This is a genomic window from Pontibacter sp. HSC-36F09, assembly GCF_024171605.1.
In the GTDB taxonomy this organism is placed as follows: Bacteria; Bacteroidota; Bacteroidia; order Cytophagales; family Hymenobacteraceae; genus Pontibacter.
Map to the genome: position 1 here is coordinate 46,925 of NZ_JALKAA010000005.1, position 16,807 is coordinate 63,731.

A 16,807-nucleotide genomic window follows, 5' to 3' on the forward strand; every position below is an offset into this window, starting at 1 on the left:
CTTATTATTGGCTACGCTAATTTAACCGCGGCGGATGGTTTTTGTTAAAAAAATCCAGCAATCCCCTCCCACGTTTTCATTTATCCGTTATCCGGCACCTAAATAGCATGTTTTTTATCGGCGATCACTTTATCCAGGTCCCATTCCACCCGCTTTCTTAGCGGCGCCCGCCGGACGTTGCAATCTGATTTGGTGCAGATAGGACAGGATACTTCTACACAAGGGTCTGTATGAATAAATAGCTCAATATCAGGATCGATCTGTTCCCGTACGAGCGCTCCAACGGCCTCCACCTCTTCGTGCGCCTCCAATACGGTGAGGTACCACGGCACTGTCAGGTGGCAGTCTATGTGCAACGTGTTGCCATATTTGATCACGCGCAGGTTGTGAATATCGATCCAGTTTTCGCGCCGGTTATCGTTCAGCACCCGCACAATGCGTTTTAGTAATTCATAATCCGCCTCATCCATTATACCTGCCAGCGAGGCCCGCAGAATACGATAGCCAGTGTAACAGATGAAAGCGCCAAACAGGATAGCCACCGCACTATCCAGCCATACCTGTCCGGTAAGGTATAGCAGCAGCAGACCGATCAGTATACCTGCTGTAGAATATGCGTCGGTTTTGAGGTGCTTGCCTCCCGCCACCAGCACCATGGAATTGGCTTTGTTGCCACGTTGCTCGGTCATGTAACCAACTATGAAATTAATGATGCCCGAAATCGCGATCAGGTATATACCTGAGTCGAGTCTGGAAATGACTTGTGGTTCAAAGAGGTTATAAAAGGATTTAAGGATAATGGCCCCTCCTGCCACCAGGATCAGGGAGCCCTCCAGCGTGGCAGCCACAAACTCTATCTTGCCGTGCCCATAAGGGTGGTTGAGATCCTTTGGCCGCGCAGAAAGTACCAGACTGTAGAGTGAAAAACCACCGGCCACCACGTTGATAATGGATTCTAAGGCATCGGTGAGAATCGCATTGGAATTGGTAAGGTAATATGCCAGGAACTTGGCAAACAGCAACAACACACCCACAACCAGCACAAGTAGTTGCATGCGTACGTTCTCGTTTTGCTGGGGTGGCATTTTATTCATTGCGATAGCTAGATACCGGCAGGTGCATGGCACACCGTCCTATACCTGACAAGATACAAGGTACAGTCGCCTGAGACAAACTTAATGTAAAATAGTGGGTAGAATGGCGGCCAATTAACCTAGCACAGTGTATCTGTCAGGTCAAGCCAGTTAGGATTCATGGACTCCACCAGACGTAGATGATCCTCAGGTCCGGCCGATTTGATGCGCTGTTCACGCACCCGTGCTATTTCCTCCAGGTCGTAGTGCTCGTAATACACTAGTTTAGCCTGTCCGGAGCGGCCTTCATTGCCGGACATTTGCTGGAGTAGGTCTTCAGAAACGCCAATGCTCAGCTGTAGCTGGGACTGATCGCCCATGATGTATACATAGAAGTGATTGGTGTGCTGGTTTGGCTGCATAGCATAAGTGAATTTGTAACAAGGTATACGAAAGAAGGTATACCTGGTTAGGAATCCTGCAGCCACTGCCGGGCATCCTCCGGAAGGAAGAAAGTGCGCATGGCAATACCGGAGCTATTGTCCACCGTGTTGTCAATCTCAAGCTGTGTGAAGAATTCATAAGAATACACCCAGGCAAAATACTGTACGCCTGCTTCACGCAAACCGGGTATCCATACCTTGCCCATCCATTTAGTGTCTCCCGAATGGCCTGTCACCTTGGAGTTGTCATTCAAAATTTTAGTAATCTTATATTCATTTACTAAATCTAGAATTTTCATACAACCTGAGTGTCCTTTTGCTGAGTCCAGCCATCCCTGCCAATTAGATAGTAACAATTTTTCTCCTGCATTCACCCTGATCTCAAGGTAATTGCTGCTGTGCACCAAATGTTCTTTATTTTCATGTACATAGAACATAGTAATAGTTTGGATTATCTTTTTGTTAGTATTTTTTACCCAATCAATTGACTTAAAGTTACTTATAGTCAGCAATTCATTTAATTATCCTACTAATAAATCTTTAAATGTAAAGGTCATTGAACTATAGAACCCTAAATATTATTGTACTGATACGGCCTAATTACTTGAAAACAAACATGAAGCAATATAAAGACAACTATTGCCAAATCAGCTACGACTCTAACTCCAATCAGGTATACCTAAAATGGCTCCTTCCCCCAGATGAACAGGCGCTCCTATGCAGCTACGAAAAAGGCCTTGACATGGCCATTTCGAATCAGGCTGCGAGCTGGGTGACCGATAACAGCATTGGGTTTCAAGTGGATATATCGATGCAGCACTCCCTGGCTCAACTGGCAGCCAGCCGGTTAACCCAAACTTCACTGAAGCGGTTTGCCCGCGTTACGCCCATCGATGTATTCCAGGAAATTGTTACGCACAAAATATGCAATCAGATCAACGACCTGAGCACAAAACGCATTGAATTCGAGGTTTTTCATGACGCGAAGGATGCCCAGGTCTGGGGTACGCTGGCAAGTCATTTATCTTATAATTGAATTTCTGTAACTGAAGCAGACTATAGTAGAACATATGGCACTGGGACCTAAACTACTCGAAAAGCTTGACAAACTGTATGCGCCCGACAGCAAACTTGACCAGCACTATAATGGCAAGGACCTCACGTTCATCACTAATGAAAATGGCGAAGCTGTTACCTTATTCATCGGTAAGCGTTTGGAAGATGGTGCGATCTCTGGGGAGCGCTATGTACGTAAGATCGTGCGTGACAGCAAAACCGGCAAGGTAGTGCGCAGCCACTGGGACCTGAAAGGAAAAGTCACCAGAAGTACCTGATACTATAGTTCTTGCATGTCAAAATCTTTGCCGCGGCCATAACGGATCAGGTCGTTCAAATTGAATACCTCCAGCGTATGCAGGTCTTTCACCAGGTAACTTCCCTCCTCGGGCATATCAAGCACCTGAAACTCAAAGCGCTCGCCGTAATTCTCCATCACATACTTTTTACCTCTCCTCAGGTTGTCAAACGATATGGCCATGCTGTGTGTTCTTCTCCAAGATTTTCGGCAAGTATAGGCAGCTTTCCCTTCAATTCTTACAAGTTAGGCTATCTTTGTCGAAAAAAAATTTAACGTGCTAGAGATCATATACGAGGACGAAAGCTATGTAGCAGTGAACAAACCCAATGGTTTGCTGGTGCACCGCACGCGCATAGCAGAGGAGAAAAAAGAGTTTGCCCTCCAGATGCTGCGCGACCAGTTAGGCTATCAGGTATACGCAGCTCACCGCCTCGATCGCGGCACTTCCGGCGTATTACTCTTTGCTAAAAACCCGGAATCTGTTACACCAATGGTAAAAGCATTTGAAGAAAAGCTGGTCGATAAGGTATACTACGCCATCGTGCGCGGCTATACCCCTGAAAAGGATACGATCGACAGTCCCATCCGCTCTGATAAAGACCACAAGCACAAAGCACCACAGGATGCCGCGACGCACTATGAGCGCATGGCGACAGTAGAGCTGCCTATACCTGTCGGCCGCTACAGCACGGCCCGCTACTCGCTGGTTAAAGTTGTGCCCGAAACGGGGCGCATGCACCAGATCCGGAAACATTTTGCACACATCAGGCATTACATTGTGGGGGATAAGCGACACGGAGACTGGCGGCACAACCAAATGTTCCGGGAACAACTCGAGTCCCCGATCATGCTGTTGCACTCGGCCTCGCTGGCATTTGCCCATCCTTTCCAGAAAAGTTTTATTGAAATAAAAGCGCCTCTCCCACAACACTTTGAACGCTTGTGTCTGCAGTTCGGCTGGAAGGAGGCTTTGCTAAAAGAAGGGTTTGCACACGTACAAGCTACTGATTCAGGTATGGCGTAGCATCTGGTTTACCATTTCGAGTTGTAGTTGGGCTACAGAGGCATTGCGGGAATCCGCGTTCAGGGCGGTGAGTAAATAGGCCATGCGGGACAGGCGCCAATCCTGCACTACTTCTCCGTTTCGTGAGCGGTAGACGACTTTAAAATTCTCTTTGAGCGGTACATGCATACAATTACACACCTCTGTGGCGCGCTTTACCGCCTCACTCAGTTCCTGTAGGCTTTTGCAGCCTTGTTGCTCGAGCAAGTCGCTGGCGTAGCAGGTCAGGTTGCTATCGGCCAGGCTGTCTACAAAGCTATCGATCGGGCTATGGATACTGAAATGGTCGATGGTCATTAACATGGCATTTGGCTTAAAATTCTACTTCGCTTTTTATACGCTGGCTGTCTTGCGCTGATGCAGTTCCCTGAGTCGTTCCATCAGGCCCCGCTCCTCTTCCGATAGATGTACAGGCAGCTGCACTTCTATCTTTACGTACAAATCTCCGTGCTGGTCTGCCTTGCCGTACACTGGCATCCCTTTTCCGCGCAGGCGCAGGGTCTTGCCATTTTGAGTGCCGGCTGGTATCTTAAGCTTCAGCTTGCCGGTCAGTGTATTTACCTGCATCTCGCCTCCCAGGGTAGCCGTGTACATGTCGAGGTTCAGTTTCGTGTGCAGATCGTCGCCCTGCCGTTCAAAGTCCGGTAAAGCCTGCACCTGCACCCGGATATACAGATCTCCGGCCGTACCACCCGCCCCCGCCGGACCACCTTTGCCTTTAATCTTGAGAACCTGGCCATCCGACACGCCAGGCTTGGTGGTAATCCGCAGTTGCTGGCCATTGACAGTTAATAATCGAGAGGTACCACTGTAAGCTTCCTGCAACGTGATGAGCATCTCGGCTTCGTAGTCCTGGCCTTTGGGTGCGCGCCTGCCTGCCCGGAAGCCTCCGCCCTGCTGCGAAAATCCACCTCCGAAGAACTGCTCGAAGAAATCAGAAAAACCGCTTCCGCCACCAAACATATCCCCCATATCGCCCTGGTAAGAAGTGCCACCATAGCCACCGCCGGGCCTGCCCTGGTACTGGCCGCCCTGCTGCTGGAATTGTCGCCAGTTGGCACCTAGTTCGTCGTACTGCTTTCGCTTCTGTTCGTCTCCCAACACTTCGTAAGCCTCACTGACGTCCTTGAACTTCTCTTCGGCCGCTTTGTCGCCTTTGGTCTTGTCCGGATGATACTTTTTGGCTAAAGCACGGTAGGCCTTTTTGATATCGGCCTGGGAGGCAGATTTCTCAACGCCCAGAATCTTATAATAGTCCTTGTAGTCCATGCTTGTATAGGTATAAAGGTCAGTTACAGGTATAAAACGCAATCCTGCACCGGGGGTTAACAGGTATAAAACAAAAAGCACCGCCCCGGAGGACAGTGCTTTTAAGACTTGAAGAAAGCCTGGACTTTAGATGGTGTCTGTCACGACAAGTAGCGCGTAGATCACTCCCGGAATCCAGAAGAGGAGCGTCAGGATGAGGCTGATCCAGAACTGCGTGCCTATACCTACGTGCAGGAACACAGCCAATGGAGGAAGCAGTACAGCCAGAATAATTTTGATGATACTTAAATCGCCTCCACGGTCTTGCTTCAGAGCTTCTCGAATCTCTCTCTTAAATTCTTTTTTCTCGGCCTTGGTCATACTGGCAAGACGCTCTTTCGCCATGGCCAGTGCCTCAGCTTCTGTCACCGTCACTTCTTCTGCAGCAACAGGGGCGATCGGGGCAACTTTCGGAGCTGGCGCAACGGGAGCGGCAGGTACAGCAGCACTAGCTTCGAGCACAGGTTCGGCTACTGCTTTTTCTGTAGCTTTTTCTTCAGCTGCAGCCATAGCGACTTCACTCAACGAAATCTTAGGGGCTACCTCCTGCTTTGGCGCAGGCTTTTTCATGTCGTTATAAGGCGCCTGCTTGTGGCCGGCAAATTCATAGTATTTGGCTGAGCTACAGGCAAACATCAGTTGCGCGGCTACAAGAACAAACACCAGGTTAAGTAAACTTCTGATCTTCATAGTTTTAGATTTTAATTTATTAAAAATAAAAAGAGTGATCCCTGTTTGGGTATTAGCTAATGAAAGAGATAGTGCTAAAGTTATATGCAAAACTCTTCATATATAACATTAGTACTGTATTACAACATATTTTGTTCTCTAAATAGTATGCTTCGAAAACAAAGCACCATTACGGTTTACCAGTTCCTGAAGCGTACGGGCCAACAGCATCTGTAATTCCTGCCAGCGAGCACCTCCTTGCTGCGGGAATTTCTGGTTTACTTCGAGTTCGATGCCCACATACTCATTGGCCGTGAATTTACGCCGCAGGTATGTCGGAAAGCCATCAGCTATACCCAGGTACGGGTAGTTGAAGCGGACCAGCAGGTCTTTGTCTGCTTTGTTGAGGGCCGCTTTCCATTCTTTGCTGAAAGCCTGTTCGTACTTGCGTTTCGGGTCATAGAGCAGTCCAATGTCAGCCTGGCGCTCCTCTCCGTTCAGTACCGGTGTAAAGGTATGCACAGCCACATGCAGCACGCCCCTTCCCGCTGATACAAAATCCGATACCATTTGCTCTACCTGCTCTCGGTAGGGTTTGTAGTGTTTTTCAAGCAGCCGCTCCTTTTCAGCAGGCGGCAGTACCTGGGTATAAGTTGAGAAAAGCTTGGCATGATGGAGGGAACGGTTCAGTTCCACCAGCAGCCGGCTGGTCTCAGCATAGAAACCAACATCAGCAATGGGTTTCAGGGTATTGTACAGTTCCAGTGCACCGATGTCGTAGCCCTGGTGTGTTTCCAGTATTTCCTCGTGCCCCTGAAAGAGTGGTGCATAGGCAGCTGGAATCAGATTTCCTCCGTGTTCACAAGTCAGTAGTAATCTCAGCATGGCTTTTCAGGTATAAAAACGCTGCCTTGTTCCAGGCAACGTGCAAGGCTCAGGTATACCCGCCGGATATCCTGCTCACCAGGGTTTTCGCCCATTGCCTCTACGATGCGCTTGGAAAGGCAGCCGCGCGACAAAATCACATTAAGGGCATAGGCCACACAGGGCTGTTCTTCGAGGTTGAGCGTTTCGGTTACAATGTGCTTCCACAGTTCGCCCACCGTGCAGTTGTCTTTGCAGTCAAAGCCGAAGCAATCGATAAAGTCACGGTCGTTGATGACAACCTCCTGTCCTTTGCGTACCACCTGCAGGAAGAGGTCCGACAACCGGTCTTCATCCCACTGTTTTAGTTTCTCTATGCCCACCCAACGCTCGGCTACCAAAGCTTGTATGGCAGCCACCACAGCCTGCAGCACGGCCATGTCCGCTACCGGACTCTCCTGAATGTCAATGATGCGAATTTCGATAGCACTGCGGTCGAAGCGGGCAATGGCACCGCGCGAATTCAGGAATTCCTCCTGCAGTACACCTTCCGGATCGTGTGGTGCCACAGCCTCATACATGCGGTTCAGGATCTGCTCCTCATAATCTTTTTGGGTGAACACAGCCTCAGGCACTACCTTGCCGGCAATAGCCGGAATCTTGCGCTGGTTTTGGCGGTATACCTCCAGGCGAGTGTCGAACAAGCCAGAGACTTTACCGTCCAGCACAGGGGAAGACGCAGCCAGGGCAGGTATAAGCGGCAGCACCATCCGGATGGCAGCGTGCAGCTTTCCGAATTCTTCATCGCTGCCAAAGGGCAGGTTCAAGTGTGTGCTTTGCAAATTGGCCCAGCCGTGTCCGCGACAGTCAAAGATGCGATTGTAGGCCTCGTACACGGCGTTGTGTTCGTGTGGCCAGAGTTTGGTTTCTTTAAAAGGATCCATGAGCGGGTGGGCTCCCGTCGGCAGCAGCATGGCGTTATGCTTTTCGAGCAGCTGATTGATCTTCCTGACATGCTCCTGAAAATCATTCTCCAGTCCTTCCAGGGTATGAGCGGGCGACTGTGTTTTCAGTTCCACTACGTGCAGGACCAGTTCATTGGACCAGGCCATTTTGCCAAACTCTACATCCGACACATAGGCACCTACCTCATCATAGATCAGCTGGTCGGTGATGGGCCGTACCTGCAGGGTGTCCCGGTCCACGATCATGTATTCCATCTCCACACCATAGCCTTCAAACAGGTGCAATGTCGCGGGTTTAGTACTCATCTGTTCTAACGTTCTTGTTGTCATCTATGCGTTTCTTTATGGATTTAAGGATAGCGGTATAAAGCTCTTTTTTGAGTATCTGATCTTCGCAACCGGCGTCGATGCTGGGGTTATCATTCACTTCAATCACATAGGCTTTTCCGTCAATCTCCTTTATATCCACTCCATACAGCCCGTTGCCGATCAGGTTTGCCGCCTTGATGGCCGTGTGCAGCACTGCGAAGGGCACCTCCTCAAACGGCACCGTTTCGTGGTCACCTTCGGTATCGTTCTTTTTGCCACTCCAGTTATAGATCTGCCAGTGTCCCTTGGCCATGAAGTACTTGCAGGCATAAAGCGGCTGCTTGTCCATAATACCAATGCGCCAATCAAAATCCGTTGGTGTAAATTCCTGCCCGATGATCAGCTCAGAATCTACCAGCATCTCATCCAGTTCCCGCTGCAGTCCTTCGCTGTCTTTGGCCTTCACAACACCCTGCGAAAAAGAACTGTCTGGTTTCTTGAGCACGCAAGGTATACCGAGCTCCTGCTCCACCAGATCGCGGTTGTCTTTGTGGATGATCATCGTTTTAGGTATAGGAACTTTGGCTTTGGTGAGCAATTCGGCCAGGTATACCTTGTTGGTGCAGCGCAGGATTGAGATCGGATCGTCGATCACCACCAGGCCATCGGCATACGCTTTACGGGCGAATTTGTAGGTATGGTGGTTGACTGATGTAGTCTCGCGGATAAAGAGTGCATCAAACTCAGCCAATCTGCGGTAGTCGTCTTTCGTGATCATCTCAACATAAAAGCCCATGCTCTCACCAGCCTCTACAAAATGCTGCAAAGCTTTCTTATTGGACGGAGGTTCCTTTTCATCCGGATCTACCAGTATGGCTAGATCGTAAATTTTGTTGCGCCCGATTTTAGCACCCGAAAAGCGGTGTCTCGCAAAATAGGACTTCGCAAAACGCAGCAAATAGCGCCAGTGATGCTCTGGTACGTCGTTGATAGGTATAGCCGAAATACTTTGTAGCACCCATTCATCTTTATAGACGAACTGCGCCCGCAGGAGCGGCGCCTGGAACAGGTCGTGCAATTGCTTGCAGAGCTTCTCGTACTTTTGTGCCACATTCTGCCCGAAGTAAATGCTCAGGGTAAAAGACTTGGACCGTAGACTACCCAGCGTTTTATGGATCAGGTCGTTGAGCTCCACGGTTATGGCCCGCACAATGGTCGGGCTTTTGAGGTCCTGCATGGTGGCCACGCTAGGTATAGGCTTGTGTCCTCTGGCCTCGGCTAACAAGGACACGTAGTAACCGGCACTCTGGTATTTGTAAGAGCGGCACAGGTTAAAAATTCGGGCATTCTTTATGTCCGTATAGGCGGTATCTGTCAGGTAGGTTTGCACATCCACCACTTCCACGTCTTCAATCGCCACATCCCAGTCTTTGGGATAATCCACTACAACTATTTTTCGCATGGTTTATTCGTCGATGGGTTCAGAGTCCACTGGCTTGATGGCCAGCAGGTTTGCATCAAAAGTAGCCATGCCCAGCATAATAGAGTTGAGCAGGCGCGATGCTTTCACCTCGTAGTAATTGTTTTGAAAAAAAGGATTCTCCTGATAAGGATCTGCTACCACAATCTGTCTCTGATCATCGGCAAAGCCACACAGCACCACAAAATGCCCCATCGGGTAACCACGCACATCGTCGTAAATGGAGTTGCCGGCTTCATCGCTCGTTTCCCGGGAACTTTGGTACAGGTAAGTGGCACTGAGTCCTGTGAGCAGCGGAATGCCTTTTTCAAAATACTCCCGCAGCAGCCCTTTGGTCAGGTCAGTGCAGCGCAACTCGCCGCCTCTTTGCAGAAAATCAATGTAAGCCAGGGTAGCCCGTTTAAATTTGCCGCCTTTCTTAAAGGCCAGTTGCTCCTCCAGTCTCACGATGATTTCCTCGTTGGTGAGCAGAAACCAGGTAGGATCAAAAATATGCAGGTTGTAGGTATAGATGCGGGCCTTATAGCCCCGCTTGAGGGCATGACAGGCCAGCAAAACCTCCAGTGTGCCGCCTTCGTCCAGGTATGGCACTTCTTTGATGACCTCGCTTAGCGAGATGGGGTCTTTGAAATAACGATACACCGCATGCAAACTGGTAGGTCCGCAGGTGGAGTCATCAGGTTGCGTATGGATCTTGATCGGAATCACAGGCAGCTATTTTGTGTTGCACTTAATATCAGTGTGCCTGTTATACGCGGACTATGAAAGAAGTTATCTGTATTTTAGAAAGAAGAAGTAACAGTATGCCGCAGGATCAGTGCCTCAATAAATCAGGTTTATATTGGGGAATATAAGTCGAAAACGTATCTTGTCTTTTACATAACGCTTATTTAATATGAACTGGGCCTATCGGATTACAAAACGTGATAAAGTGGCATTTGCGCTGGGTTCAGTGTTTGCTATCATTATTCTGGCGAACTGGTTTGCCAGCTACAGCATCGGGCGGGTGAGTAACCAGTTTAGCGAGGTATACCACGACCGCCTGGTGCCTTCGCTGGTTATTTCGGATGTGATGGAACGCTATTACCAGAACCGCCTGACATTGGAGGACCATATTCTTTCAGGCTCTGCCGCGGAACAGGACCGTCTGCAAAAGCTTGTGGAAGCTAATACACTGGAGATCGAAACACTGATCAACCAGTTTGAGCAAACATACCTAATCGAGCGCGAAAGCGCCGGTTTGGCTACCTATAATAAAGAGTTTGGAAAGCTGGTGGCGGTGCAGGATCACATCTTAAAACTAAGCACCGAAGGAGAAAAAGCACAGGCAGAGCACCTATACCGTACAGAAGGGCATCAGGCTTTCCTGCACTTGCTGGTGCCGCTACACGAACTGATCAGGCTGCAGGGGGAAGTAGGAAAAGAATTGTACCTGTCGGCTGACAGACAGGTAAAAACACTGAAGATTCTCTCTTACCTGGTGATTGGTATGTCGGTGTTTATAGGCCTGCTGGTGATCACACTCCTGCAAGCCACCCGAAAACTGAATAACATCAAGCCGCAGAATTACCATCTGAATTAAAAAATGGCAGGTAGAAAAGTAAGCTATACCTGAAATTGAAAGGCCTTGTGCTATCATGCACAAGGCCTTTCATTTCAACTTATTTTACCAGTTCACTCAGCGCCTGCTCTGCTCTTTCGAATTGGAAGCCACCAATTGCCTGGTCCATCAAGGCAGCGATTTCCTGATTGCAAAGATTACCGATGCTGCCCTCGTGGGTATGGGTGACGGACTCCGGAACAGTGAAGGTGCCTGCTTCAATTCGTTCGCCCACCACTTTATAAGCATCCCGGAAAGGCATTCCTGCCAATACCTCCGCATTCACGGCGTCTACGCTGAAGGCATACTTGTACTTTTCTTCGTCCATTATCTGATCGCGTACCTGTAATTGCGGCAGCATAAAGGTCATCATCTGCAGGCAATCTTTCAGTTCAGTGATAGCCGGGAAAAGCGATTCCTTGAGCAACTGCAGCTCCCGGTGATAGCCGGAAGGCAGGTTGACGAGCAGCATGGAGATTTCAGTTGGAAGGGCCTGCATTTTATTACACTTGCCGCGCATGATCTCAAACACATCCGGGTTCTTCTTATGCGGCATGATGCTCGATCCCGTAGTCAGGTTATCTGGTAGACTTACGAAAGCAAAGTTCTGGCTCATATACAGACAAAGGTCCATCGACATCCGCGCCAGCGTAGCCGCTACTGAAGCCATGGCGGTACTCACCACCCGCTCCGTTTTACCCCGACCCATCTGCGCATACACCACGTTGTAGTTCATGGTGCCAAAGCCGAGCAAATCCGTTGTCAACTGGCGGTTGAGCGGAAAGGAAGAACCGTATCCTGCTGCAGAGCCCAGTGGATTTTTGTCCGTAATTTTATATGCCGCCTGCAGCAGCAGTACGTCATCAACCAGACTTTCGGCATAGGCACCAAACCACAAACCGAAGGACGAAGGCATAGCTACCTGCAGGTGGGTATAGCCGGGCAGTAGTTTGTCTTTGTGGCGCTCGCTCTGCTCCTGCATCACATCAAACAAAAGTTTTACTTCCTGTACCAGTTGCTGCAGTTCGTAACGCAGGTATAGCTTCAGGTCCACCAGCACCTGGTCGTTACGTGAGCGGCCGCTGTGAATTTTCTTACCGGCTTCACCCAACTTACGCGTCAGCTCCAACTCTACCTGCGAGTGGATGTCTTCTACGCCTGACTCAATCTCAAAATCTCCAGCCACGATGCGACGATAAATGGCTTTCATCTCCTGCTGTAAAGCGTCCAGATCGTCCTTCTCCAGCAAACCCACCTGCTCCAGCATACGTGTATGCGCCAGAGAGCCCAATACATCGAAAGCAGCCAACTGCATGTCAAATTCCGGATCGCGACCCACCGTAAATTGTTCGATCTCCTTTTTAACGTCGGTGTTCTTTTGCCAGAGTTTCATATTTTGATTGAGTGAGTTAGTGATTGAGTGAATGAGTGATTTTTTACTGTCATTTCGAACACAGAGAGAAATCTGATAGGTCTACTTGCCAAATTTTATCAGATTTCTCATTGCATTCGGAATAACAGGTAACAGGTTCGATTCCCGCCCAGGTACTACTTTACTACCCTTTCGAGGATATCAATATAAAGCGCTATACCTTGCTCTATCTCGTGCAGGTAAATAAACTCGTCTGCCATGTGCGATCGTGCGGAGTCACCGGGTCCGAGTTTGAGCGAAGGTATAGAGAGCAGCGCCTGATCGGATGTCGTCGGAGAGCCATAAGTGCTACGGTCAAGTGCTATACCTGCTTTTACCAGGGGGTGCTGCAAAGGTATAGAAGAAGGCTTGAGTCGCATGGAACGTGGTGTTACTTCTGCTTTTACGTTTTGGCGAATCACTTCCAGCACTTCTTCCATGGAGTAGGCATCGGTCAGGCGCACGTCTACTGTAAATTGACATTGATCGGGCACTACGTTGTGTTGCGTGCCTGCCTGTATTATGGTCACTGACATCTTTACCGGGCCCAGGTGCTCGGAAACTTCCGGTAAACGGAAATTCTGAAACCACATGATATCCGGCAGCGCCTCATAAATTGCGTTCAACCCTTCTTCACGGGCCGCATGCCCGGATCGGCCTTTAGCAACACAGTCAAGCACCAGCAAGCCTTTCTCGGCCACGGCCAGTTGCATGAGCGTTGGTTCACCCACAATAGCTGCCTCTAATTCACCTAGTTCAGGTAAGATCAACTCCAGCCCATTTTTACCTGAAATTTCTTCTTCAGCCGTAGCCGCAAAAACCAGATTATACCTGAGTCCGGTCTGCTCATAAAAGTAAAGAAAAGTTGTGAGCAGCGACACCAGACAACTACCTGCATCATTGCTTCCCAGTCCGTAGAGTTTACCATCTGCAACAGTAGCAGCAAAGGGGTCGCGGGTATAGCCGGTATTGGGTTTGACAGTATCATGGTGCGAGTTGAGCAACAGCGTGGGCAGCAACGGGTCATAATGCCTGTTAAACGCCCAAACATTGTTCAGTTTGCGCTCTATCTTCACCCCTTTACTCTCCAGAAAACCAGCCAGCAGATCAGCAGTTTTGTCTTCCTGCTTGCTAAAGGAAGGTATAGCGATGAGTTGCTTTAGCAGTTCCAGCGCCTCCAGGTATAAGTTTTCCTTATGCATGACTGAGCGTGATGGTAGTGCCTGAAAATTGACCGGAATCAGCCAGAGAAGGCAGCCCCTCCGCTTCTCCAATCAGCACAGCGCTCACGCCCTGCCGAAGCGCCGCAAACGCATTGTCCAGCTTGGGGATCATCCCATCTTTTACGACTCCGTCTGCTTTCAAGACGCTATACCTGTACTGATCAATATGCGGTATAACAGCAGCATCATCTTCCGCATCGGCTAACACGCCTTTCTTTTCGAAACAGTACACCAACTGTACCTCATAATGCGGTGCTAGTGCTGTTGCCAGTACTGAAGCGATGGTATCAGCGTTGGTGTTGAGCAGGTTGCCATTTCCATCATGGGTGAGCGGAGCAAAAACGGGGGTAAGTCCGGCATCCAGCAGCGCACGTATGGCGGTGGCATTAATGGTTTCGGGACCAGCAATATCCCCGGCAAACCCATAATCTACCGTTGTGACCGGGCGTTTGGTGGCAGGTATAGCATTGGCATCAGCGCCGGTCATCCCGATGGCATTGCAACCGAGCGCCTGTAGCTGTGCCACCACATTTTTGTTGATGAGTCCGGCGTATACCATCGTCACCAGCTTGAGGGTTTCAGCGTCGGTCAGGCGGCGACCTTCTACATAAGCTGGCTGTATACCTAACTGCAAACCAATAGTAGAGGCTATTTTGCCGCCGCCATGCACCAGCAGCTTCGGACCAGGCAGTTGCGCGAAATCCTCCAAAAACCGCTGCAAGCGTTCCGGATTGTCTAAAATATTGCCGCCTATTTTAACTATGTACATGTTTTTTAATGAGTGAATGAATGCGTTAGCGAATGAGCAATTCAATTATTCTCCAAAATTCGCTTCAACACAGCCTGCGCAGCATATAAACGATTATTCGCTTGTTCGATCACCAGTGAGTTTGGACCATCCAGCACTTCATGGCTTAGCTCTAAACCGCGGCGCACCGGGAGGCAGTGCATTACTTTGGCGTTGTTGGTCAGGGCCAGCTTTTCATTAGTGATCATCCAGCCCTCACCGTCTGTCAGCACTTTGCCATATTGCTCGTAGCTCGACCAGTTCTTTACATACACAAAGTCGGCATTCTGCAAAGCCTCGTCCTGGTTGTGCAGTACCTGCGCACCTTTCGTAAACTCTTCTGCCAGGTCGTAGCCTTCCGGGTTGGTGATCACGAGCTCCACATCCGCCTGCTGCATCCACTCAGCAAATGAATTGGCAACACAATGCGGAATGGGCTTGATATGCGGAGCCCAGCTCAACACGACTTTTGGTCGCTTACCTGCAGCCGCCTGCTCTTTGATTGTTACAAGGTCGGCCAGGCTCTGGAGCGGATGGCGTGTCGCTGATTCCAGGCTTACAATTGGAACGCCGGTCAGCTCAATGAATTTGTTGAGGAGATCCTCGCTATAATCTTCTTCTCTGTCCTGCAGTTTCGGGAAAGAGCGGATGCCGATGATGTCGCAGTACTGGCCCATCACCGCAGCAGCTTCACGGATGTGCTCCACTGTGGTGCCGTCCATGATCACGCCATCGCGGGTTTCCAGTGCCCAGCCTTCTTTGTCCAGGTTCATCACCATCACGTTCATACCCAGGTTCATACCGGCCTTTTGTGTGCTCAGGCGGGTACGCAGACTAGGGTTCATAAAGATCAGGCCAAGGGTTTTATCCTGACCGAGCAATTTATGCGCGTAAGGGTTGTTTTTTAGTTCGAGTGCTTCGTTCACCAGAGCGGCGACGTCCTGCACATCGTGTACGGAAGTGAATTGCTTCATCAGGCAGTTACTTTTTTGGTAAGAATGGATGAAAAGGCTTTCAAAAACTGATCGATTTCCGCTTTGCTGATAGTGAGAGCGGGCAACAGACGTAATGTGTTTTTGTTGGAAGAACTTCCCGTAAAGATACCATATTGGTTCAGCAGTTCTTTACGGATGGCAGCGCAGGGTTCGTGGAGTTCAATCCCGATCATCAAACCTTGTCCGCGCACCTCTTTTATACCTGGCATCCCTTCGAGCTGCTCTCTCAGGTAGTGCCCCATGATAGTGGCGTTTTCCAGCAGATTCTCTTTCTCTATAACCTCCAGCACAGCCAGCGACGCAGCGCAGGCCAGGTAGTTGCCTCCAAATGTTGTACCCAACATACCATGACGTGCCTCTATTTCCGGACTGATAAGCACACCACCTACCGGGAAGCCGTTGCCCATACCTTTGGCAACCGTAATCAGATCTGGCTGGACGGCAGCATGCTGGTGCGCAAAGAATTTACCTGAGCGGCCATAACCTGACTGCACTTCATCTAATATCAATAATGCACCAACTTTTTTACAGCCTGCTTCCAGTGCTTTCAGGAAATCAACTGTCGGGATGTTTACCCCTCCTACACCTTGTATACCTTCCACAATCACAGCAGCCAACTCTCCTCCGTGCAGTTGCAGCGCCTCCTCAAAAGAGGTTACGTCGTTAAACGGCAGGAAAATAATGTTATCGGTCTGGTTGATCGGCGCCACAATGCTCGGGTCGTCAGTGGCAGCGACAGCAGCTGAAGTACGGCCATGGAAAGAGGCCTTAAAGGAAATGACCTTTTTGCGACCCGTCTGGAAAGAAGCCAGTTTCAGGGCGTTCTCATTAGCCTCGGCGCCGGAGTTGCACAGGAAAAAGATGTAGGCTTCGTAGCCACTGATTTTGCCCAGCTTTTCGGCCAGTTCCTGCTGCATCGGCATTTGCACGGCGTTGGAATAGAAGCCGATGTCGTATAGCTGACGCGCGATGCGCTTTACGTAGTGAGGGTGAGAATGACCGATCGAGATAACGGCGTGGCCGCCGTAGAGGTCGAGGTATTTTCTGCCTTCCTTGTCCCAAACAGACAGACCGGCTGCTCTTACAGGTTCGATATCGAAGAGCGGGTATACATCAAAGAGGTTCATGGCTATGGAATTAGATGTAAGAGGTTAGAAAATAGGTATAGAACAGAGTTCTTGGGTATGTGAGCATTGTTGAATTGCTGGTTGTTGATTGTTATTTGTCTGAATTATGGCGCGAGCGGCCTCGCTCGTGACT

The 16,807-nt window shown here is 49.6% G+C and carries 20 protein-coding genes; 4 read left to right on the plus strand and 16 right to left on the minus strand.

Annotation, left to right across the window (positions count from 1 at the left end; all coding sequences use genetic code 11):
• Window positions 1-98: 98 nt before the first annotated feature.
• The 3 genes from L1278_RS14685 to L1278_RS14695 form a co-directional block, all read right to left on the minus strand.
• Window positions 99-1,094 carry a cation diffusion facilitator family transporter gene (locus L1278_RS14685; RefSeq protein WP_253405713.1) on the minus strand — a complete coding sequence of 332 codons (996 nt, stop codon included), beginning with the start codon at window positions 1,092-1,094 and terminating at the stop codon, window positions 99-101.
• Window positions 1,095-1,213: 119 nt separating this feature from the next.
• Entirely contained in the window at window positions 1,214-1,495 is a 282-nt protein-coding gene (locus tag L1278_RS14690; protein WP_253405714.1) for an excinuclease ABC subunit C, read from the minus strand.
• A 47-nt stretch (window positions 1,496-1,542) separates the two neighbouring features.
• The gene (locus tag L1278_RS14695) at window positions 1,543-1,953 is read right to left on the minus strand and encodes a hypothetical protein (RefSeq protein WP_253405716.1); all 411 of its coding nucleotides are present in this window, start codon (window positions 1,951-1,953) and stop codon (window positions 1,543-1,545) included.
• Between the two features lie 179 nt (window positions 1,954-2,132).
• On the opposite strand from L1278_RS14695, the gene L1278_RS14700 reads away from it, so the two are divergent.
• Both L1278_RS14700 and L1278_RS14705 read left to right on the plus strand, forming a co-directional pair.
• Complete coding sequence (locus L1278_RS14700) at window positions 2,133-2,552, plus strand: hypothetical protein (protein WP_253405718.1); 420 nt, start codon at window positions 2,133-2,135, stop codon at window positions 2,550-2,552.
• A gap of 34 nt (window positions 2,553-2,586) precedes the next feature.
• Window positions 2,587-2,850, plus strand: coding sequence for a hypothetical protein (locus L1278_RS14705; protein ID WP_253405723.1), 264 nt, complete (start codon window positions 2,587-2,589; stop codon window positions 2,848-2,850).
• A 2-nt stretch (window positions 2,851-2,852) separates the two neighbouring features.
• Here L1278_RS14705 and L1278_RS14710 read toward each other — a convergent pair whose 3' ends face one another.
• Window positions 2,853-3,053 (minus strand): hypothetical protein, encoded by a 201-nt coding sequence (locus tag L1278_RS14710; protein ID WP_253405725.1) that lies wholly within the window; start codon window positions 3,051-3,053, stop codon window positions 2,853-2,855.
• Window positions 3,054-3,147: 94 nt separating this feature from the next.
• Between L1278_RS14710 and L1278_RS14715 the strand changes: the two genes are divergently transcribed.
• On the plus strand, window positions 3,148-3,897 hold the full coding sequence (locus L1278_RS14715; RefSeq protein ID WP_253405727.1) for a pseudouridine synthase: 750 nt from the start codon (window positions 3,148-3,150) through the stop codon (window positions 3,895-3,897).
• Here the strand turns inward: L1278_RS14715 and L1278_RS14720 are convergent.
• The 7 genes from L1278_RS14720 to L1278_RS14750 form a co-directional block, all read right to left on the minus strand.
• Entirely contained in the window at window positions 3,883-4,239 is a 357-nt protein-coding gene (locus tag L1278_RS14720; protein ID WP_253405728.1) for a hypothetical protein, read from the minus strand. The genes L1278_RS14715 and L1278_RS14720 overlap by 15 nt on opposite strands.
• Before the next feature lie 30 nt (window positions 4,240-4,269).
• Window positions 4,270-5,205, minus strand: coding sequence for a DnaJ C-terminal domain-containing protein (locus L1278_RS14725; RefSeq protein ID WP_253405730.1), 936 nt, complete (start codon window positions 5,203-5,205; stop codon window positions 4,270-4,272).
• 126 nt (window positions 5,206-5,331) lie between these two features.
• Window positions 5,332-5,934, minus strand: a complete 603-nt coding sequence (locus L1278_RS14730) for a YqaE/Pmp3 family membrane protein (protein ID WP_253405732.1) — start codon at window positions 5,932-5,934, stop codon at window positions 5,332-5,334.
• Between the two features lie 138 nt (window positions 5,935-6,072).
• The gene (locus L1278_RS14735) at window positions 6,073-6,798 is read right to left on the minus strand and encodes an N-formylglutamate amidohydrolase (protein WP_253405734.1); all 726 of its coding nucleotides are present in this window, start codon (window positions 6,796-6,798) and stop codon (window positions 6,073-6,075) included.
• Window positions 6,792-8,048 carry a glutamate-cysteine ligase family protein gene (locus L1278_RS14740; protein ID WP_253405743.1) on the minus strand — a complete coding sequence of 419 codons (1,257 nt, stop codon included), beginning with the start codon at window positions 8,046-8,048 and terminating at the stop codon, window positions 6,792-6,794. Before L1278_RS14740 ends, L1278_RS14735 begins: the two co-directional genes overlap by 7 nt.
• Window positions 8,038-9,513, minus strand: a complete 1,476-nt coding sequence (locus L1278_RS14745) for a RimK family protein (protein WP_253405745.1) — start codon at window positions 9,511-9,513, stop codon at window positions 8,038-8,040. Before L1278_RS14745 ends, L1278_RS14740 begins: the two co-directional genes overlap by 11 nt.
• A 3-nt stretch (window positions 9,514-9,516) precedes the next feature.
• Window positions 9,517-10,239: a peptidase-C39 like family protein gene (locus tag L1278_RS14750; RefSeq protein ID WP_253405747.1), complete on the minus strand. Its 723-nt coding sequence runs from the start codon at window positions 10,237-10,239 to the stop codon at window positions 9,517-9,519.
• A gap of 187 nt (window positions 10,240-10,426) precedes the next feature.
• On the opposite strand from L1278_RS14750, the gene L1278_RS14755 reads away from it, so the two are divergent.
• A complete protein-coding gene (locus L1278_RS14755) occupies window positions 10,427-11,113 on the plus strand; it encodes an MCP four helix bundle domain-containing protein (protein WP_253405749.1) in 687 nt (228 codons plus the stop codon).
• 79 nt (window positions 11,114-11,192) lie between these two features.
• Here L1278_RS14755 and argH read toward each other — a convergent pair whose 3' ends face one another.
• From argH to L1278_RS14780, 5 genes are all read right to left on the minus strand, one after another.
• Entirely contained in the window at window positions 11,193-12,524 is a 1,332-nt protein-coding gene (gene argH / locus L1278_RS14760; RefSeq protein ID WP_253405751.1) for an argininosuccinate lyase, read from the minus strand.
• 155 nt (window positions 12,525-12,679) lie between these two features.
• Complete coding sequence (locus L1278_RS14765; protein ID WP_253405753.1) at window positions 12,680-13,744, minus strand: M20 family metallo-hydrolase; 1,065 nt, start codon at window positions 13,742-13,744, stop codon at window positions 12,680-12,682.
• Complete coding sequence (argB, locus tag L1278_RS14770) at window positions 13,737-14,534, minus strand: acetylglutamate kinase (RefSeq protein ID WP_253405754.1); 798 nt, start codon at window positions 14,532-14,534, stop codon at window positions 13,737-13,739. Before argB ends, L1278_RS14765 begins: the two co-directional genes overlap by 8 nt.
• A 41-nt stretch (window positions 14,535-14,575) precedes the next feature.
• Window positions 14,576-15,526 carry an acetylornithine carbamoyltransferase gene (locus L1278_RS14775; protein WP_253405756.1) on the minus strand — a complete coding sequence of 317 codons (951 nt, stop codon included), beginning with the start codon at window positions 15,524-15,526 and terminating at the stop codon, window positions 14,576-14,578.
• Window positions 15,526-16,674 (minus strand): aspartate aminotransferase family protein, encoded by a 1,149-nt coding sequence (locus tag L1278_RS14780; RefSeq protein ID WP_253405765.1) that lies wholly within the window; start codon window positions 16,672-16,674, stop codon window positions 15,526-15,528. Before L1278_RS14780 ends, L1278_RS14775 begins: the two co-directional genes overlap by 1 nt.
• Between the last annotated feature and the right edge of the window lie 133 nt (window positions 16,675-16,807).